General features: G+C 67.3%; 17 protein-coding genes and 2 tRNA genes. 6 read left to right on the forward strand and 13 right to left on the reverse strand.

Annotation, left to right across the window (positions count from 1 at the left end):
• Positions 1-5: 5 nt before the first annotated feature.
• The 4 genes from AB0280_RS09420 to AB0280_RS09435 all read right to left on the reverse strand — a co-directional run bounded on the left by AB0280_RS09420 (position 6) and on the right by AB0280_RS09435 (position 4,724).
• Positions 6-947, reverse strand: a complete 942-nt coding sequence (locus AB0280_RS09420; protein ID WP_224026694.1) for a DUF2797 domain-containing protein — start codon at positions 945-947, stop codon at positions 6-8.
• Between the two features lie 26 nt (positions 948-973).
• Positions 974-1,837, reverse strand: a complete 864-nt coding sequence (locus AB0280_RS09425; protein WP_141942759.1) for an HpcH/HpaI aldolase/citrate lyase family protein — start codon at positions 1,835-1,837, stop codon at positions 974-976.
• Between the two features lie 168 nt (positions 1,838-2,005).
• Positions 2,006-2,947, reverse strand: coding sequence for an aldo/keto reductase (locus tag AB0280_RS09430; RefSeq protein ID WP_366367009.1), 942 nt, complete (start codon positions 2,945-2,947; stop codon positions 2,006-2,008).
• A gap of 64 nt (positions 2,948-3,011) precedes the next feature.
• Entirely contained in the window at positions 3,012-4,724 is a 1,713-nt protein-coding gene (locus tag AB0280_RS09435; RefSeq protein WP_307492995.1) for a glycoside hydrolase family 13 protein, read from the reverse strand.
• Between the two features lie 96 nt (positions 4,725-4,820).
• Between AB0280_RS09435 and AB0280_RS09440 the strand changes: the two genes are divergently transcribed.
• Entirely contained in the window at positions 4,821-6,032 is a 1,212-nt protein-coding gene (locus tag AB0280_RS09440) for an ROK family transcriptional regulator (protein ID WP_366367011.1), read from the forward strand.
• On the opposite strand, the gene AB0280_RS09445 is transcribed toward AB0280_RS09440, so the two are convergent.
• From AB0280_RS09445 to AB0280_RS09460, 4 genes are all read right to left on the reverse strand, one after another.
• Complete coding sequence (locus tag AB0280_RS09445) at positions 6,019-7,590, reverse strand: Na+/H+ antiporter (protein WP_224026698.1); 1,572 nt, start codon at positions 7,588-7,590, stop codon at positions 6,019-6,021. The two genes, AB0280_RS09440 and AB0280_RS09445, sit on opposite strands and share 14 nt — an antisense overlap.
• An 18-nt stretch (positions 7,591-7,608) precedes the next feature.
• Complete coding sequence (locus AB0280_RS09450) at positions 7,609-8,265, reverse strand: NAD(P)H-binding protein (RefSeq protein WP_275179666.1); 657 nt, start codon at positions 8,263-8,265, stop codon at positions 7,609-7,611.
• Between the two features lie 201 nt (positions 8,266-8,466).
• A complete protein-coding gene (locus tag AB0280_RS09455) occupies positions 8,467-9,021 on the reverse strand; it encodes a dihydrofolate reductase family protein (protein WP_366367013.1) in 555 nt (184 codons plus the stop codon).
• A gap of 77 nt (positions 9,022-9,098) precedes the next feature.
• Complete coding sequence (locus AB0280_RS09460) at positions 9,099-9,758, reverse strand: TetR/AcrR family transcriptional regulator (RefSeq protein ID WP_159631292.1); 660 nt, start codon at positions 9,756-9,758, stop codon at positions 9,099-9,101.
• 92 nt (positions 9,759-9,850) lie between these two features.
• Between AB0280_RS09460 and AB0280_RS09465 the strand changes: the two genes are divergently transcribed.
• Both AB0280_RS09465 and AB0280_RS09470 read left to right on the forward strand, forming a co-directional pair.
• Positions 9,851-10,303 (forward strand): nuclear transport factor 2 family protein, encoded by a 453-nt coding sequence (locus tag AB0280_RS09465; protein WP_366367015.1) that lies wholly within the window; start codon positions 9,851-9,853, stop codon positions 10,301-10,303.
• A complete protein-coding gene (locus AB0280_RS09470; protein ID WP_366367017.1) occupies positions 10,300-11,199 on the forward strand; it encodes an SDR family oxidoreductase in 900 nt (299 codons plus the stop codon). The genes AB0280_RS09465 and AB0280_RS09470 overlap by 4 nt, the downstream gene beginning before the upstream one ends.
• Before the next feature lie 8 nt (positions 11,200-11,207).
• Here the strand turns inward: AB0280_RS09470 and yidC are convergent, their stop codons facing one another.
• The 5 genes from yidC to AB0280_RS09495 all read right to left on the reverse strand — a co-directional run bounded on the left by yidC (position 11,208) and on the right by AB0280_RS09495 (position 15,699).
• On the reverse strand, positions 11,208-11,996 hold the full coding sequence (yidC, locus tag AB0280_RS09475) for a membrane protein insertase YidC (RefSeq protein ID WP_366367018.1): 789 nt from the start codon (positions 11,994-11,996) through the stop codon (positions 11,208-11,210).
• A gap of 91 nt (positions 11,997-12,087) precedes the next feature.
• Positions 12,088-12,161 (reverse strand) — tRNA-Met (locus AB0280_RS09480).
• A gap of 60 nt (positions 12,162-12,221) precedes the next feature.
• Positions 12,222-12,293, reverse strand: a tRNA-Thr gene (locus tag AB0280_RS09485).
• A 300-nt stretch (positions 12,294-12,593) separates the two neighbouring features.
• Positions 12,594-14,639 (reverse strand): DEAD/DEAH box helicase, encoded by a 2,046-nt coding sequence (locus AB0280_RS09490; protein ID WP_224026703.1) that lies wholly within the window; start codon positions 14,637-14,639, stop codon positions 12,594-12,596.
• Positions 14,640-15,045: 406 nt separating this feature from the next.
• The gene (locus tag AB0280_RS09495) at positions 15,046-15,699 is read right to left on the reverse strand and encodes an MOSC domain-containing protein (RefSeq protein ID WP_307492978.1); all 654 of its coding nucleotides are present in this window, start codon (positions 15,697-15,699) and stop codon (positions 15,046-15,048) included.
• A gap of 180 nt (positions 15,700-15,879) precedes the next feature.
• Here AB0280_RS09495 and AB0280_RS09500 point away from each other — a divergent pair, with 180 nt between their 5' ends.
• From AB0280_RS09500 to AB0280_RS09510, 3 genes are read left to right on the forward strand one after another with little or no spacing between them, the layout of a single operon-like run.
• Entirely contained in the window at positions 15,880-16,488 is a 609-nt protein-coding gene (locus AB0280_RS09500; protein WP_307492976.1) for a Tat pathway signal protein, read from the forward strand.
• Between the two features lie 3 nt (positions 16,489-16,491).
• On the forward strand, positions 16,492-17,703 hold the full coding sequence (locus AB0280_RS09505) for a glutathionylspermidine synthase family protein (protein WP_224026706.1): 1,212 nt from the start codon (positions 16,492-16,494) through the stop codon (positions 17,701-17,703).
• The gene (locus AB0280_RS09510) at positions 17,700-19,193 is read left to right on the forward strand and encodes an APC family permease (protein WP_224026707.1); all 1,494 of its coding nucleotides are present in this window, start codon (positions 17,700-17,702) and stop codon (positions 19,191-19,193) included. Before AB0280_RS09505 ends, AB0280_RS09510 begins: the two co-directional genes overlap by 4 nt.
• Positions 19,194-19,196: the final 3 nt, after the last annotated feature.

Consider the following 19,196-nt stretch of genomic DNA (forward strand, 5'->3'; position numbering starts at 1 on the left):
CGGTATCAGAACAATGCTTCCTGCACTGCCGGCACCTCTGAGGCATACTCCCCCAGCACGACGGTCCGGGCAGCCAGCTGGGACAGGTTCACCACGAATTCGGCGTCCGTTCCGTCCAGCCGGGCCAGCGCGTTGGCCCCGCCCAGGGCTGCGATGCTGAAACCGTGCCGCCCCTGGTCCAGGGCATGCGGATAGGCGTGGCGGGACGCGCTTCCGTACAGGGCATCAGCATGCGCGGGACGCAGCCACTGCTCCTCCACGGCCTGAAAGCCGTCGACGGCGGTGCGCGCCAGCAGGGCCCGTACGTCACCGGCGGCGCGGGAATTGGCTTCGTCCACCGCGCCGGCCGGCAGCGGCCGGAGCAGCGCCTCCGCCTTCGCGGCCGAGCGCACCTGCTGGGTCAGGCCGACGCCGGCCGTCACCAGGTCCTCGAGGACCCGTACCACCCGGCCATCCTCCGCCCTGGCAACATACCTCGCCACTGCGGCCCCCTGCTCCGCCAGCCGGTTCCACTTCCGCGGGCCGGAGGCCGTTCCCACCTTGGTGGCGCCTCCCGCGAACGTGGCCACGTAGAGCCAGTGTTCCTGCATCAGGTAGTCCCGCAGGCCGGGGGTCACCCTGCCGCCACGGTGGAAGTCGTGCATCAGGCGGGACTCGTCAAGTACGAAGCACCGCTCGCACTGCTTGCCCCGAAGGGCCGGGGCGGCGGAGCCGCACAGGATGTGGCGGCGGGAGCCCGCTGACTGGACCTGGACGTGGCCCAGGCAGAACCGGCCGGGTTCCACCACCTTGAAGCCGAGCCGGCTGCCCGCCCTGAGGCTGAGCTCCCGGAAGTCCCCCTCGGGTGACTGGAGGCGCAGGACCGGGCCGCCGGCGTCGTCCGCTGGGGTTGAGGCAGGCGGGCCATCCCAAAAGACCCCGTGGACCAGATAGCGGGTATCGGTCACGGGGTCTCCTGAAGTGATGGGTGGCGCTACAGCGCGGGCTGCACCCCAAAGGCTACCGCGAGCTTCATGATCTTTTCGGCGCGGCCCAGGCGGGGCAGGTCGGAGCCGTCACGGATGACGCGCCCGTTGGCTTCGAAGTCGTTCATGAAGTCGGTGGCCCAGGCGACGTCCGACGGCGTGGGGCTGATGACCTCGTTGATCACCGGGGTCTGGTCGATGGCCAGGCAAAGCTTGCCGGTCATGCCCATCATCACGGTGATGCCGGTCTGCTCGCGCAGGATGGGGTGGTTGGTGCCGACGGTGGGGCCGTCGATGGGGCCCGGCAGGTTGCCGACGCGGCTGGCGACGACGAGCTTGGCGCGCGGGTAGGCCATGGCCTCCGGGGTGGCAGCCATGCCCGTGTCGCGGCGGAAGTCACCGGAGCCGAAGGCCAGGCGGAACGCGCCCTGGGCCTTGGCGATGTGGTTGGCTTCCTCGATGCCGAGCGCGGATTCCACCAGCGGGATCACGGGCGTCTTGCCGTCCATGCGGTGGTAGCTCTCGGTCACCTGGTCAGCGGATTCGGTCTTGGCGAGCATGACGCCCAGCAGGCCGGGCGTGCCGCGCAGGCCGGCCAAGTCATCGGCCCAGAACGGGCTGGTGGCGTCATTGATCCGGACCCAGGCCTTACCACCGGCGGTCAGCCAGTCGATGACGTTGTTGCGGGCCTGGTCCTTCTGCGACGGGTCCACCGCGTCTTCAATATCCAGGATGATCGAATCGGCCCGGGATACGGCCGACTGGTCGAAGAGCTCCGGCTTCATGGCATTGACCAGCAACCAGGAACGGGCGATCTCTGCAGGGATATTGCGTTCCGGCCTAACGGTTTCGGCGGCGATGGTAGACGTCATGCTTTCTACAGTATCCGGCCTGCAAGCGGCACGGCGAAGAAAACGGCCGGCTTGTGAGGATCAATACGAACTAAACGGGTTATGACCGGGCCCTAACGGGAAGCAGGTAGCAGTAAGTGTCGTTATGAGGTTCCATAACGACACTTACTGCTACCCAGTTGGGCGGCGTCAGGGGATATTGCTGCCCCGCGCGGTGACCCACAGCTTGTACCAGTCGGCACGGCTCAGCGCCCCGGCCACGCGGGCGGCGTCCGCGCAGGCCCGGATCCGGCCCGGATTGACCGTGCCAACGACCGGTGCGATCCCGGCCGGATGCTTCATCAGCCATCCCAGGAGGACGGCCTCGCCCGAGGTGCCGTATTGGTCCGCAAGCTGCGCCACGAGTTCTGCCGTGGCGGCCCCGGCTGACGTGGGGCTCCCGGGTTCGGCACCGGTGTAGGCGCCGCGGGCCAGCGAGCCGTACGCCTGCAGGGTGATGTTGTTGCGGGTGCAGTATTCCAGCGTGCCGTGCGGAAAACTGTAGTCCAGGTGTTCCGGGTGGTTGACCAGGACCTGGCTTTCCAGCCACGCCCGCTTGAGCAGGCTCATCTCCAGCTGGTTGGCCACCACAGGGGTCTCCAGCCGGTCCTGCAGCACGTCGATCTGGGCAGCGGACATGTTGGACACGCCCAGTTGCCGGACCTTGCCTTCGGCCATGAGCTGCCCGACGGCGGCTGCCACCTCCGCCGGGTCCGCCAGGGGGTCCGGGCGGTGCAGCAGGAGGATGTCCACGTAGTCGGTCCGCAGCCGGCCGAGGCTGCCGTTGACCCGTTCCAGGATGGCCTCCCGGCTCAGGTCGTAGTGGGTCTGCAGGCCACGCTCGTTCAGCCGGATGCCGCACTTGGTCTGCAGCCGGATGCGCTCCCGCAGGCCCAGGGCCGCGGCCAGCACCTCACCGAAAACGGCCTCGGACTTTCCGCTGCGGTAGATGTCGGCGTGGTCGAACAAGGTGATGCCCGCGTCCAGGGCGGCCTGGACGGCAGCAGCGGCCTGGTCCACATGGTCAGCCCCATGCGGCTCGTCAGACCAGCTGCCGCCCAGTCCCATGCATCCGTAGATGACTTCCTGCATCAGCCCCGGTCCCCCGTCCGGACTCCCTGCTTTGGCAGTCCCCGGGTGCCCGCGGGCTCCGGGATCAGCGCAGCCATGCGGTGGTGTTGGCCGGCAGCTTGCCGTCCTCCAGCGGGGCACTGCTGACCAGGACCGCACCGGCGGGAAGGTCGACGGCGGTGTTCCCGAAGTTGGTCACGGACTGCCACCCGTTGGGGCGCTTGAAGTGCAGGACGTCCGGGTTGCCGTTCTCCACCCATTCAAGGTCCTCGTCGGTCAGCAGTTCGCGGCGCAGTTTGAGTGCCTTGCGGTAAAGCTCCAGCGTGGAGCCCTCGGTCCCGTCCTGGGCCTCGACGGCATACTTGCTGAACCAGTCCGGCTGCGGCAGGTGGGAACCGCCATCGCCGAAGCCGAAGGATGTGCCTTCCTCCTTCCACGGCAGCGGCACGCGGCAGCCGTCACGGCCGATTTCCACGCCCTTGTTGCGGAAGAAGGACGGGTCCTGGCGTTCCGATTCGGGAATCTCGGCCACTTCCTGCAGGCCAAGTTCCTCACCCTGGTACAGGTAGGCGGATCCGGGGACAGCCAGCATCAGCAAGGTGGCGGCGCGGGCGCGGCGCTCACCCAGTTCAACGTCCAGCTGGTCCTTGGGGCCGCCGGCGAGCAGCCAGTCCTTGCCGTCCTGGCCCTTGGCACCGGCCTTCGCCTTGGCCACCTGCGGCAGGCCGTAGCGGGTTGCGTGGCGCACCACGTCGTGGTTGGAGAACACCCAGGTGGAGGAGGCACCGGTGGCCGCCGCCTCGGCAAGGTTCCGGGTGATGATTTCCTTGTACTCGGCGGCGTCGAAGTCGGCCTGCAGGAGGTCGAAGTTGAACGCCTGGCCCAGGCCCTGCGGGCTGGCGTAGCGGGCCCGGCGGGTGGCGTGGACCCAAGCTTCAGCTACGGCGGTGCGCGGCGGGTTGTACTCGTTGAACACCTCGCGCCATTCGGCGTAGATCTCGTGGACTTCGTCGCGGTCCCAGAACGGATGCGTTCCGTCGTCGAATCCGTCCACGCCGGTGTTGGCGGCGCTCAGTTCAAGCTTGGACAGCAGCGGCTCGGTGAGGTCCTTGGTGAGGGCGTGCGCCACGTCAACGCGGAAGCCGTCCACGCCACGGTCCGACCAGAAGCGCAGCGTCTTGAGGAAGTCATCCCGGATTTCCCGGTTGGACCAGTTCAGGTCCGGCTGCTCCTTGGCGAAGATGTGCATGTACCACTGGCCGGGGGTGCCGTCGGGTTCGGTGATGCGCTCCCAGGCCGGTCCACCGAACACAGAGTCCCAGTCCGACGGCGGAAACTCGCCGTTGGGGCCCTTGCCGTCCCGGAAGATGTAGCGGTCGCGGGCCGGGGAGCCCTTCGGGGACGCCAGCGCTTCCTGGAACCACTTGTGACGGTCGGAGGAATGGTTGGGGACGATGTCCGCGATCAGCTTGATCCCGGCGTCGTGCAGTGCCTTGGCCATCTCGTCGAAGTCAGCCAGCGTGCCCAATTTGGGGTCGACGTCGCGGTAATCATCGACGTCGTACCCGCCGTCGGCGAGCGCGGACGGATAGAACGGGCTGAGCCACACGGCGTCAATACCCAGCGTCTTCAGGTAGGGGACCTTGGCGGTGATGCCCTTCAGGTCGCCGATGCCGTCGCCGTTGGAGTCGGCGAAACTGCGGGGATAGATCTGGTAGACGGAGGCCTGGCGCCACCAGTTGGGGTCGGCCAGACGGTCAGAGTCGGACAGGGTTGCCAGAGTGGCGGTGGTGGACAAGGACTGACCCTTTTCTTCAGTGCGGCTATATTTATATTGAGTCTAAATTTACTTACTCAAGTATTATCTGGTGCTTTGGACAGGAAGGTCAACAGCATGCCTGAACCGGTTCCGGCTACTCCCCAACTGCTGCGGCGGGTCAGTGCCGGCGCGGTCCTGGAGTTCATGCGCGCCTCAGGGGCTGTCACCGTCACCGACGTCATGGCGGCGACGGGCCTGACCCGCGCCACCACCATCGCCGTCTGCGAGGACCTGGTCCGGCGGGGCTGGCTCCTGGAACTGGAAAACCAGCGCGAGTTCGGCGGGTACCGGAAGGGCCGCCCGGCCCGGCGCTTCGAGCTCAACGAGCGGGCCGGCGTGGTGCTGGGCATGGACATTGGATACTCAAAGGTCACCGTGGTGGTCTCCGATCTCCGGGGTACGACCATGGCCCGGTCCAGCCGCCCCTTCCAGGCCGGCGAGGTCGGCTCCCGGGAGCGGATCGCCTTCATTGACGGCGTCGCCATGGCCGCACTGCGCTCGGCCGGGACGGATCCCGGGCAGGTGCTGGCCGTGTGTGCCGGTGTGGCAGCACCAGTGGACCGGCACGGGGAGGTGGTGGCCACGCAGGAGTTCTGGGGACTGTTCGACCTGGGACTGGGGCCGGCACTCAAAGCCGCCCGTGGATGGACCGTCCTGCTGGAAAACGACGCCAACCTTGCTGCCCTGGGTGACCGGTGGCAGGGGGCCGCCGCCGGCATCGACGACGTCGTGGTGATTTTGGCCAGTGAACGGCTGGGCTCCGGCATCGTGGAAGGCGGCCGGCTGGTCCATGGAACCCGAGGCAGCGCCGGGGAGCTCGCCTACCTGAACCTGGTGGAAGGCGTAGGCGATACATACGGCATCGCCCATCAGGCCCGCACGTGGGCCGCCGAAGCGCTGGCCACCGCCGCACCGACTGCCCTACGGGCCTTCCTGCCCGGGCGCGTGGAGGCCGAACAGGTCTTCGCCGCCGCAGCCCAAGGCGATGCGGTGGCGTTGGGGATCCTGGACCGGCTGGCGGACAGGATGGCGCGCGTTATTGGCACCGTGGCCACCATGCTCAACCCGGAACTGGTGGTGATCGGCGGCGGTGTGGCGGATTCCGCGCACGTGCTCCTGGCCCCGATCAGCGAGCGCTTGGCCGGGTACACAGCCACCCCCGCCCGCGTGGCAGTATCCCCGCTGGGCGATTCCATCGTGACCGTAGGAGCGGTGCGCCGCGCCCTGGACTACGTGGAGGGGAATTCCCTGGACCTGGTGCTGGCTGCGGCCGCTACTCCGGCATGACCATGGTGCGCAGGTCCAGCTGACGGAGCACCCGGTCCGCCACCTCGGGGTCCATGTCCGGCTCGTTCCGCGCCGCCACCACTTCCTGCCGCGCCGCGTCCAGCGCGATGGTCTGGACGGCGATGGCCAGTTCGCGTCCCCGCTGGCGCTTTTCGGCCAGCGGTTCGTTCCGCAGGCTGCCGTCCGTCAGTTCCGCATGCAGGCGGCGCATCCGGTCCTTGACCAGAGTTACCTTTTCCGGCGGCAGGTCCGTCATCAGGTCGTGCTGCTTCAAGGCGGCGACGGCCGCGGCCTGGGCGCGTGCGGCCAGCAGCCGGACAGCGTCGCGTTCCGCCGTTCCATCCTCGGAGGCCTTGAGGACACGCATCAGCCACGGCAGGGTCAGGCCCGGGAGGACCAGCGTGGCCAGCAGCACCGCGCAGGCAATGACCAGCAGATAGTCCCGCCCCGGGAACGGCGTGCCATCCGCCAAGGTCAGAGGAAGCGCCAAGGCCAATGCCAGGGTGGCCAGGCCGCGCATGCCGCACCAGGTCAGGATGAGGACTTCCTTCAGGGACGTGGGCTGCAGGACGTTCTTCCGTTTCCGGGCACCCAGTGCCAGGACGGCCAGCCACAGGAACCGGACAGCGAACACCAGGACGCAGACCACCGCGGCCACCCCGATCATGCCGAAGATCTCCGCCCCCTCATCGCGGATGACATGCCTGATTTCCAGCCCCACCAGGCCGAATGCCAGCCCGGTAACCAGCAACTCCACCACATCCCAGAAGGCGTTCCGGGTGACACGCTCCGCCGCGTCCTGCGGGCGGGCATGGCGCTGCATTTCAAGGGCCGTGACCACCACGGCGATAACGCCGGAGGCGTGCACCTCCTCGGCGAGGATGTAGGCGGCAAAAGGCACCACCAGGGTCACCGCACTCCGGGCCACCATGGACGTGACCAGCCGGGTGACCAGCGCGATCAGCCAGCCCATGGCAATGCCCACCAGCACCGCGAGCGCCGCGCCCATCAGGAACTGCAGGACGACGTCGGGCCCAACCTTGGTGCCGCCCACGGCTGCTGCCACGGCTGCCTGGAAGATGACGATGGCCGCGGCGTCGTTGAACAACCCCTCGCTCTGGAGGACGGTGATGAGGCGGCGCGGCATGTGCACCCGGCCTGCAACGGATTCCACCGCCACAGGGTCCGGCGGCGCCACCATGGCACCAAGGGCGATGGCCGCGGGGACCCCGATGCCCGGAATCATCAGCCATGCCGCGCCGGCCACCACCGCCGTGCTGATCACCACCAGGGCCACGGCCAGCATGATCAGCGTCCGCCACCGGACACGGAACACCGCCCACGAACTCCGCTGGGCGGTGGCGAACAGGAGCGGCGGAAGGAAGATGGGCAGGATCAGGTCCGGTTCAATCTCCAGGTCCGGGAAGCCGGGAATGAACGTCAGCGCCGCCGCCAGGAGGAGCATCAGGACCGGGTATGGCAGCCGGAGCCTGTCCCCCAGGCCCACGGCCACCACCGTGGCCAGCAGCAGTCCAATGATGAGTGCGAGCTGGTCCATAAGCCTCTTCGCCGCCGGCTATGCGCGGGGTTCCAGGGCTGCCGCCACGGGAAGGGTGCCGTCGCGGAATTCGATGGTCCGGCCTGCAGTCTGGGGAAGGTCCAGCACGGCCGCTGCCACGATGGCCGTATTGGCACGGGAGGTGTCCCGGTCCCCTTCCGGTGAGGGGTCGACGTCGATCAGACCGGTTCCGGGCTTGTCCGTCAGCGCGCCGGGCCCAAGGATGGTCCACGCCAGGCCGGTGCCGCGCAGGTACTCGTCCGCTGCAGCCTTGGCTTCCGCGTAGGCAAAGAAGCTGTTGTCCTCCGGCACCCCGTGATCCTTGCCGGCACCGAAGTAGGAGACCATGATGTACCGGTCCACGCCGGCCTGGGCCGCGGCATCCATGGAGCGGATAGCGGCGTCCCGGTCCACCGCGTAGGTGCGTTCGGGATTGCCGCCGCCGGCCCCGGCCGACCAGACCACGGCGTCATGCCCGGCAAGGGCATCGGCGAGGGCGGCCGTCGTCGAATTTTCCACGTCCAGGACCAACGGCGTGGCCCCGGTGCCGGCGACGTCGTCTGTGTGCTCGGGATTCCGGATGAACGAGGTGACGGAATGGCCCTCGCCGGTGAGAAGGGCGGACAGGAGGAGGGCCACTTTGCCGTGGCCGCCGATGATGGCGATGCGTGTCATGCACCCATTCTGCCTGCACGCCGCCTTCATGCAGAGCCATTTGGCGCTGAACAGGGCCTTTATGCACTGTTGGGAATTTCCGCCTTTTCCTGTTTCGACTACTTCCCCAGGCAAGTGCGCTGTCTGGATAGCTGAAGCGTTCGTTCTGGTTGATGTGTTCACCCTCTTCGCGGTGCAGCCACGGGCCGGGACGGCAGCGGTTCAGCGGGCACGGTAACGCAGGTACACCACCCCGTTGCCGAACCGATGGTCCTCCAGTAACTCCAGCCGTGCCTGCAGCCCGTCCGGCAGGAAGCGCAGGCCGCCGCCGACGGCCACCGGATTAATGAACAGCCGGCATTCGTCCACCAGCCCGGCTTTGAGGGCGTGTGCCGCGAGGGTGGGGCCGCCGATGCTGATGTCCTGGCCGCTGTCCTTTTTGAGGTCCCGCACGGTTTCCGGGAGGAACTGCCGCTCGAGGCGGGTTTTCGAGGTACTGGGCGTGTCCAGCGTGGTCGAGTAGACCACCTTGTCCGCCCCCTGCCAGATGCGGGCGTAGTCCTGGATGACCGGCGGCTCATCCCGGGTGTCCATGGTTTCCCAGACCGACATCACCTCATACATCCGGCGGCCCAGGAGGTACGTGCCGACGTCCCGTTCCATGTCATTGATGAAGGCGTGGACTTCCTCATCCGGAGCGGACCAGTTGAAGTTGCCGTCCCTGTCTGCCGTGTAGCCGTCGATGGACATGATTGCGGAGTAGATCAGCTGCGCCATGGGCCCATTCTGCCGGTCCAACCCTTCGCGGAACAGCCATGCCGGGAGGTTTGCGGCCGGCAGGCGCCCTGGCCGGGTCAGAGCAGGTTCGCTGCCAGGGTCCTGGCGATGAACGTGCCGTAGCGGTCGGCGGACCATCCCCGCTTGATCACCAGGGTCTCGTAAAGTTCGGCGGCGGTGGAGGTGAACATGACGTCGGCAGCTTCGGCCGTGGTAAGTCCGGGCTTGAGGAGCCCCCTGCCCACCAGCTGCCGCGCATTGTGCAGCATCCGGCGGTAACGGGCCTCGTCCACATCCCGCAGCAGTGCGGCCATGGAAGCGTCCCCGCTGGCCGCCGCGTCCCTGATGAGGAGGTAGACCGGGGCGCCGATGGGACTGATCTCCGTGGTGAACCGGCCGAACCGCTCCATCAGCCGTGCCGGATCCGTTTCCGTCGCCTGGGCCAGATCAGACCTCTGCTCCGCCGGCGGACCGCCCGCACCGAGGAGGCTTTCCTCGTAGATGGCGCGGACCAGCCCCGCCTTGCTGCCGAAGTTCTTGTAGACCGACTCGGCGGATACGCCGGCAGCGCGCGCAATCTCCGCAATGGTGGTCGCACCAAATCCTTGCGCAAGGAACAGTTCCCGGGCGTGCGCACGGACGCTGTGCAGCGACTCCGCGGCCAGCTGCCGGCGCCGCCGGGCGTCATAACTCCGCTTGGCGGGGCGTTTGCCGGAGGCATTGACTGGGCTCTGCATGCGGTCTTAAACTCCAATCAATACAGTTCACTGTATTGAAATTAATCTAACAGGTCACAGCCTCGCCCCGCGAGGCACCAAGGAGCATTTCCATGGACACGCCAAACGGCGTGGACCGCCTCCCCGACGGCCCTGTTCGCCGAATGTTTTCCGCGACACAGCGGCGCGACCTCGATGCCATGGTGGCCGAGTTCGCCGACGACTACGTCAACATCACCCCCAACCACCCCGCCCGCAGCTTCACCGGAAGCTCACAGGTGCGGAAGAACTGGTCCGCACTGTTCGCGGGGATCCCGGACATGACCGTCACAGTGCTGGACTCGGCAACCGGTACCGGCGGAAACGTATGGGTCGAATGGGGGTCACATGGCAGCCGCCTGGACGGCACCGCCGTCGAGCAGGCCGGCGTCGCCATCTTCAGCCTCCGCAACGACCGGATAGCGGCCGTGAGGTTCTACCTGGAGCCTGTCGAAGGGGACACGGCGGACGTGAATGCCGCCGTCCAGGCCGTCACCGGAGCAGGAACGGAAGGAGCAAGGCCATGATCCTCCTGGTCGGAGCCACGGGTGACCTGGGCGGCCGGGTGGCACGGCTGCTGCGTGAATCAGGGCAGGATGTCCGCTGCCTGGTCCGGCGCACCACCGACGATTCGCCACTCCGGGCGATCGGCGCGGAAGTTGCGCGCGGAGACCTCACCGAGCCTGCCACGCTGCCGCCCGCGTGCGAGGGCGTCCAAACCGTGGTTGCCACGGCGACGGCGATAAGCCGCCGGCTCGCGGGGACCAGTTCCGCCACCATTCGGGACGTCGACGAGGTGGGCATGGGCCACCTCATCGGCGCTGCGGAGGCCGCCGGCGTGCAGCGCTTTGTCTACCTGTCCTTCCCCATCGGCAGCGCCAGCCTCCGGACCCCACTGGAACAGGCCAAGCTCGCCATTGAACGGCGGCTGGCGGGCTCCCCCATGCGGGCCGTGGTGGTCCGCTCCGACGGCTTGCAGGAAGTCCAGCTCAGCCGCGCCGCCCGGTTCGACCTCGCGGCGGGAAAGGCAGCCGTCATCGGCAAGGGCGACAACCGCCGCCGGCTGGTGTCCACCGGGGATATTGCCGCCCTCCTCGCCGCCGTGGCGCTGGAGCCCGATCCGCCGTTACAGATTGACGTGGGCGGACCTGAGCCGCTGAGCAAGAAAGAGATTATTGCACTGGCAGGGGAACTGGCCCACCACCCGATGAAGGTGCAGCGCATGCCACGCCCCGTGGCGCGGGTGGCCACGCTCATGCTGCGGCGCAGGAACGACGCCATGGCTTCCGCACTGGGCGCCGGGTTGTCCTCGGACATCGAGGTGGCCACCTGGGATGACACGCCCCTCCGCCGGCGCGGGATCGACCCGAAGTCCGTCAGCGACTTCCTCAAGGAGCAGGCGCAGGCGTTGTCCGGCCGCTGACGGCGCGCTCAGGGCCGGCGCGACACCAGGGATTGCTGGCCCAGGGTCCACAGGTTGGAGACCGTCCAGTAGACCAGGACGCCGATGGGGAAAAAGATCCCGCCCACGCCGAAGATCAAGGGCAGGACATACAGGAGGATCCGCTGCTGGCGCATCAGCGGGCTGTCAGGGTCCTGCCCGGCCATGGTCCGTGCCGTCACCAGCTTCTGGGTGAGGAACTGGCAGGCAATCATCACCAGGATCATGGCGACGGCGAGCACCGCAACGGCGGTGGGGTCACCGCCGCCGTGCAGCAGCGAGGCGGACAGCGGAGCTCCAAGAATGCTGGAGGAATCGAACTGGACCACCTGGTCCCTGCCCAGCGCGCCAATGCCCTGGTCCTGCCGCGCGGCACTGGTGATCCCGGACAGCACCTGGAAGAGGGCCAGGAAGAATGGCGCCTGGATCAGCAGCGGCAGGCATGCCGAGAACGGGTTGGTGCCATGCTTCCTGTACAGGGCCATCTGTTCCTGGGCCAGGGCCTGCCGCGAGGCCTGGTCCGTCCGGCCCTTGTACTTGTCCTGGAGCTCCTTCAGGTCCGGTTGCAGGAGCCGCATCCGGCGCTGGGCCCGGACCTGGGCCAGGAATACCGGAACCAGCGCGGCGCGGATCACCAGCACCAGCCCGACGATGGACAGCGTCCAGGTCCACCCGTCCCCCGGCGGCATTCCCGCCGCGCCGAGGCCGTCGTGGAAAGCCACCATGATGACGGACACCAGCCACCGGAACGGCTCCATCACCGCCGCCAGAAAGTCCACCGATTCCCCCGTCCGCAGTTGCTGCCAAGCTACTGCGGATCCCGGGTACAGGAAAGCCCCCGGGATCATTCGATCCAGGGGGCTTAGCCTGTAGCGGTGGGGAGGCTCGATCTCCCGACCTCACGATTATGAGTCGTGCGCTCTAACCAACTGAGCTACACCGCCACGAATGAGAAAAACCTGCGTCAAGCCGGTCAAACCGCCTTGACGCAGGCCCTCATTCAGAGCCCCCCACCGGAATCGATCCGGTGACCTCGTTCTTACCAAGAACGCGCTCTACCACTGAGCTAGGGGGGCAACGAGTAAATACTCTACCGGAAGATTTACGCACCAACAAATCGGCGTCCGGCCCCTCCCTGGACGGGGGATTGCACCTGTTGCCGGCACCGCCAAAGCGGCATTTTCCGCGTAATTCCGGGGCCGGAGGGGCATGGACAGCGGAGCGGCCGACGCCGGGAAGGGCCTTCCAGAGGCCCGTTGAGTACATTCCGCGGCGGGAATGTGTCCAGCCCCACATTCGGCTTCGGCTTAAATGCCGATGGGCCGGCTCGAAAGCCGGCCCATCGCCATCGTCAATCCCTCAACGCGCGGAAGTGTTTACCACTTGCCCTTGCGGTTGAACTCGCGGTGGCCGCTGTCGCCGCCGCTGCGGGGCTTGCGGGAGCCGTCGCCGTGGCCGGCGAAGCGGGAATCACCGCGGTCGCTGAAGGACCGCTCTGAACGCTCGCTGTACGAACGGCCGCCGCGGTCAGCGGAGGTCCGCTCGCCGTCGTTCTTGCGGAATTCCTTCTTGAACCCGCCGTTGCCCTTGAAGTTGCCGCCGCGGTTGCCCTGGTAGGCGCCACGGTCGCCGGAGGGCTTGCGGCCGTTGTCCAGTTCGAGGTGGATCAGCTCGCCGCCGATCCGGGTGCGGGACAGGGCGCGCAGCTGCTCGGGGCTCAAGTCCGCGGGCAGCTCCACCAGGGAGTGGTCCGAACGGATGTCGATGCCGCCGATCTGAGCGGAGGAGATGCCGCCCTCGTTGGCGATGGCGCCCACAATCGAGCCGGGCATGACCCGCTGGCGGCGGCCCACCGCGATGCGGTAGGTGGCGTTGCCCTCGGTCAGTGCACGGGTCGGCCCGCGCGAACCGAACCCGTCCTTGGAGCGTTCGCGCTTCTGGAACTCGGGTGCGGCGGGCAGTTCCTTGACCAGCAGCGGCTGCCCGCCCTGGGCCATGACGGCCAGTGCCGCAGCGATTTCTGCTGCCGGCACCTTGTGCTCCTCCTCGTAGGAGGCGATCAGGTCGCGGAACATCGAGACGTCCTCGGATTCGAGGGTCTCGGTGATGCGCTCGGCGAACTTGCCAAGGCGCAGCGTGTTCACGGTCTCGGCGGTCGGCAGGTGCATCTGCTCCACCGGCTGGCGGGTGGCCTTTTCGATGGCGCGCAGCAGGTACTTCTCCCGCGGCGTCATGAACAGGATCGCGTCACCGTTGCGGCCCGCGCGGCCGGTACGGCCGATCCGGTGCACGTAGGACTCGGTGTCGTGCGGGATGTCGTAGTTGACCACGTGGCTGATGCGCTCCACGTCCAGGCCGCGGGCAGCAACGTCGGTGGCCACCAGGATGTCGATGCGGCCTTCCTTCAGCGCGTCAACAGTGCGTTCACGCTGCTGCTGCGGGATGTCGCCGTTGATGGCGGCAGCCTGGAAGCCGCGGGACTTCAGCTTGTCAGCCAGGTCCTCGGTGGCCATCTTGGTGCGCACGAAGGCGATGACGCCGTCGAACTCCTCCACCTCAAGGATGCGGGTCAGCGCGTCCAGCTTGTGCGGGCCCATGACCTGCAGGTAGCGCTGGCGGATGTTGGTGCCCGTGGAGGTCTTGGTCTTGACCGAGATCTCGGCGGGATCGTTCAGGTACTGCTTGGACATCCGGCGGATCTGGCTGGGCATGGTGGCCGAGAACAGGGCAACCTGGCGGTCCTCGGGGGTCTGCTGGAAGATCTGCTCCACGTCTTCGGCGAAGCCCATGCGCAGCATCTCGTCGGCCTCGTCCAGCACCAGGTACTGCAGTTCGGACAGGTCCAGGGAACCCTTGGAGATGTGGTCGATCACGCGGCCGGGGGTACCCACGACCACCTGGGCGCCGCGGCGCAGGCCGGCCAGCTGGGGACCGTAGGCGGAGCCGCCGTAGACGGGCAGCACGGTGAAGTCATCGATGTGCTTGGCGTAGGAGGTGAAGGCCTCGGCAACCTGGAGGGCCAGCTCGCGGGTGGGGGCCAGGACCAGGGCCTGGGTCTTGCGGGAAGGGCCGTTGAGGTCGTGGAGCTCTGCCAGGCGGGACAGTGCCGGCACTGCGAATGCTGCAGTCTTGCCGGTACCGGTCTGCGCCAGGCCCACCACGTCGCGGCCTTCAAGCAGCAGCGGGATGGTGGCTGCCTGGATGGGGGACGGCTTTTCGTACCCGACATCCTGCAGGGCGGCCAGGACGCGGCCATCGATGCCGAGGTCGGCGAACTTGACGGTGTTTTCGTCAGCGTCGGCGGCGGGGACGGGGGCGTCCGTTGCGGGAGCCTCGGCGGCGGGAGCGGTTACGGGAGCCTCAGCGGCAGCCACGGGGGCGTCCTCGACAACAGCGGTGGTTTCGTTCTGATTTTCGGGCATAGAGAGATATTCCTCATCCATAGGGGGCCAGGCGGCACTACCCGAGGTGAGCGGAGCCGCAGTACACGTGCCGATGATGCCGGGCAAACGTTGACCGGCCGGTCACAGAAGTCCGGCGCTTTCGCAATCCCGTGGCAGGACTTCGCGCTGCATCTCTTGGCTGCTATCCCAGCAGTCTGTACAGCGTTTTCTTTAGCCGGCTCTCCCTATGAAAATGCCCGCATCGCTTGCGCGGGCCCCAACACTTGCCAGTCCTGCCTCAAGAATTGGGCAGGAAAAAGGGATTTCCGGAGTGGGGGATGTTTCAAGTGTAGGGCACGGACGCCGCGGACCGGAAATTGAACGGCCGACGACGGCGGGTGAGCTTGCGCACACAGCCCGCCGCATGGCCGTGGGGCCGGGGGCGCTACCGTCCCAGCCGCCGCAGGAGTACCTCGAACTTGGTGTGGTACTCGTCCTGGAGCCGGATCTCGCCGTCGGCCTCTGCTCCGCGGAGGGCTGCAATGATGCCCGCGTCCGGCTCACTGAACCACTGGCCAATGGTGACGCCGTGGCGCGGGACGAACGTGCGCTCGATGGTGTCGCCAGCCTGGATGCTGCCGGTGCGGAGGACGCGCAGGTACGTCCCCACCCGTCCTTCGTCGGTGAAGCGCTTCACCCACTGTGGTTCCTTCATGCGCCGCTGGAACGTGGCGCAGGGCGTGCGCGGGGAGGTGACTTCCAGTTCGACGCCGGAGCCCACCATCCAGCGCTCCCCGATGACCGCGTGGGTGGCCTCGATGCCGGACACCCGCAAATTCTCGCCGAAGAAGCCCGGGGGTACCTCCCGCCCCAGGGCCTCGGCCCAGTAGTCGGCGTCGGCCTGGGAATAGGCGTAGACGGCCTGGTCCTCCCCGCCGTGGTGGGCCCTGTTGGCCTGGATATCCCCGCGCAGGCCCAGCTTGTGCACCCTGACCGGACCATTCGCCGGGCGCTTGTCGATGGCCGTGACGCCCACGCTGCCCGCATCCCCCAGGAGTTGGTGGACGCGGCAGACGGCAAGGACAGAACCTGATTCCATGGCATCAGTCTAGGGTTTCCGCGGGACGCGCCTGCAGGTCCGAACCATGGGCACTTCTCCCCCGTTGCCGCAGTGCGTTCCTGCTCGCAGGCGGCACCGGCAGGGACTACGCTGATTCGAGACTTGCATTGGGGGTGCAGTGCTGTGCCCACATTGCGTGACGAATTTGAGGGGGACGCCGTGGACTCGAACCAGAAAGACCCAAAAGAGGAGCCGGAGACCGGGCCTGCACCTGACGGAAGCACGGGCGCCGGCAGCACCGCCAAGCCACCGCCCTGGCAGGTCCCCAAGCCGGACCTGCGTCCCGAACTGCTCAATGAGCCCGTCGCCCCTGTGGATCCGTTTGCACGCGAGCGGGAGAAGCAGCTCAACCAGGCCGCTGCCCGCAAGAAGCGCTCACAGCGGCGCACCGTGGTGGTGGGCCTCGGCGTGACCGCGCTCCTGGCCGGCACTATCACGGCGGTGGTGGCCAGCAATGAGGATGACCCCGAGTACGCACAGGTCTGTTTCAACGACGAAACCGGCGAGCGCGTGGCGGACACCAACTGCGACAGTTCCGCCGGCCGCGGTGGCGGCATCTACGCCTGGTACTTCTACTCCCGCGGGGCGAGCGTTCCGCCCATCGGCCAGAACAGGTCCACCGCACCCAACTTCACGCGCAGCATCCCCACTGGCGCCAAGGCATCCACGGGTTACAGCAGCAAGGGCGGCACGGTCAGCCGTGGCGGGTTCGGTTCAAGCGCCAAGAGCGGTTCAAGCGGCGGCGGCGGCAAGGTCTCGGGAGGCTGAGGGATGAAACGGTTGTTGTCTGAGCCCCGGCCGGGCTGGAAGCAGAAGATCGAAGAGCAGGGCCTGGTCTTTTCCACCACCACCATGGATGACGGGCGCAGGATCGAGTACTGGAACGAATCGGCGTACTACGAGTTCACCATGGACGAGGTGGAAACCCTCGAGCTCGCCGCCGAGGACATGCACCGGATGTGCCTGGAGGCGGCGAAGTTCCTGGCCACCGGCGCCATGGGCAGCATCGGCATCGGACCCCAGGCCCTGGAGCTGGCAGCGGAATCCCTGCAGGCCGGCGACGTGGACGTGTACGGCCGGTTCGACTTCATCTACGACGGCCAGGGCGGTCCCGCCAAGATGCTCGAATACAACGCGGACACCCCCACCGGGCTCATCGAGGCCGCTGTGGCCCAATGGTTCTGGCTGCAGGACGTCCACCCGGAAAAGGACCAGTGGAACGGCATCCACGAGGCCCTGATCCGGCAGTGGAGGAAGTTCCAGTACCGCACGGGAATGAGCACGCTGCACGTGGCCCATTCGGAGGTTGAGGAATCCGGGGAGGACTGGATGACCGCCGCCTACATGCGCGACGTCGCCAGCCAGGCCGGATGGACCACCATCGGCATCAACATGTCCGATATCGGGTGGGACCCCAACCTGAACCGCTTCGTGGACCTGGACAACTTCATGATCAGCACCATCTTCAAGCTCTACCCCTGGGAGCTGATGATGAAGGAGGAGTTCGGCCCCCGCCTCCTGGAACGGTCCCACAACCCCCGCTGGGTTGAACCGGCCTGGAAAATGCTGCTCTCCAACAAGGCCCTGCTCGCCGCACTGTGGCACCTCTACCCCAACCATCCCAACCTGCTGCCGGCGTACCTCACGGACCCGGGGCCGTTGAAGGAATGGGTGGCCAAGCCCCTGCATGGCCGTGAGGGCGACAACATCCGCATCCACGCGGACGGCCTCAAGCTGGAGCAGCCCGGCGGGTACGGCCGGGAGGGCTGGTGCTACCAGCAGTACCACCCGCTCCCGGACTTCGACGGCAACCGTCCGGTCCTGGGCCTGTGGGTGGTGGACGGCGAGTCCGTGGGCTGCGGCATCCGCGAATCGGACGGGCCGGTCACGGACTACTTCTGCCGCTTTGTGCCCAACACCATTGACGCGCCGGCGCCGCTTTCGGCGGTGGCCGACTCCACCAAGGCAGGAATCACCTTATGAGCACGGACATTTCGACGGCGGGAAGCCAGGGCGGCGGGGCCGGCACCCCGGTGCCGGCCAAGGGTCTGCGGGCCGGGATCCTGGACCTGGGCGACTCCGTGATGCTGGGGCTGGCCTCTACCGCCCCGGTGTACTCGCTCGCTGCCACCCTGGGCCTGATTGTTGCCGTCAACGGCAACTACACTCCCCTGATCCTGCTGCTGGGCTTCATCCCCGTCCTCTTCATCGCCTACGCCTTCCGCGAGCTCAACAGCGCCATTCCTGACTGCGGCACCACGTTCACCTGGTCCCGGCAGGCCTTCGGCCCCTGGGCCGGCTGGCTGGGCGGCTGGGGGGTGGCGCTGGCCGGGATCGTGGTCCTGGCCAACCTGGCGCAGGTGGCGGGCCAGTACCTGTGGCTGCTGATGGGCGACGGGTCACTGGCACAGAACAAGCTGCTGGTCACCGGAACCGGCCTGCTGTTCATCGTGCTGATGACCCTGGTGAACTACCGCGGGATCAGGCTGGGCGAGCACGTCCAGCGCGTCCTCACGTATGTCCAGTACATTGCGCTGGGCATCTTTGCGCTGGCCATCGTCATGCGGATCGTCGGCGGGGCGCCCGAGGGCCAGGCCTTCGACTTCGAATGGTTCAATCCGGTGGGCGCTTTTGCCGACCCCGGCGCCGTGGTGCACGGCGCCCTCCTTGCCCTGTTCATCTACTGGGGCTGGGACACCTGCCTGGCGGTCAATGAGGAAACCGAGGACCCGTCCAAGACGCCGGGCCGGGGCGCGGTCATCTCCGCTTTCGTGCTGGTGGCCATCTACGTTTCGGTGGCGCTGCTGGTGATGATGTACGCCACCGTGGGGTCCGAGGGCATCGGCCTGGGCAATGAGGCCAACCAGGACGACGTGTTCCTGGCCATGAAGGATGTGGTCCTGGGGCCGTGGGGCTGGCTGATCGTCGTCGCGGTCCTCGCCTCCGTCCTGTCCTCCACGCAGACCACCATCCTGCCGACCGCCCGCGGCACCCTGTCCATGGGCGTGCACGGCGCCCTGCCGGCGAAGTTCGGCGAGGTGCACCCGCGCAACCAGACCCCTGGTTTTTCCACCAAGGTGATGGGTGCCGCCGCGGCCGCCTACTACGTGGCCATGAGCTTCCTCAGTGAAAATCTGCTGGCGGACTCCATCAGCGCCATCAGCCTTTTTATCGCGTTCTACTACGCCCTGACCGGCTTCGCCTGCTTCTGGTACTTTCGCGGAACGCTCAGGGACTCGGCCCGCAACCTCTGGTTCCGCGGCATCCTCCCGCTCGCGGGCGCGCTGCTGCTGACCGCCGCGTTCTTCATCTCGGCCGTCCAGATGTGGGACGCGGCGTACGGCGATACCCGGATCTTCGGCGTCGGCGGTGCCTTCGTGAGCGGTGTGGTGCTCCTGGCCCTCGGTGTGGTGCTCGCCGCCGTCTGCCGGTTCCTGCCCGCCACCCGCGGCTACTTCCTGGTGAAGAAATGACGG

Source organism: Pseudarthrobacter sp. 902506025 (assembly GCF_040702325.1).
In the GTDB taxonomy this organism is placed as follows: Bacteria; Actinomycetota; Actinomycetes; order Actinomycetales; family Micrococcaceae; genus Arthrobacter.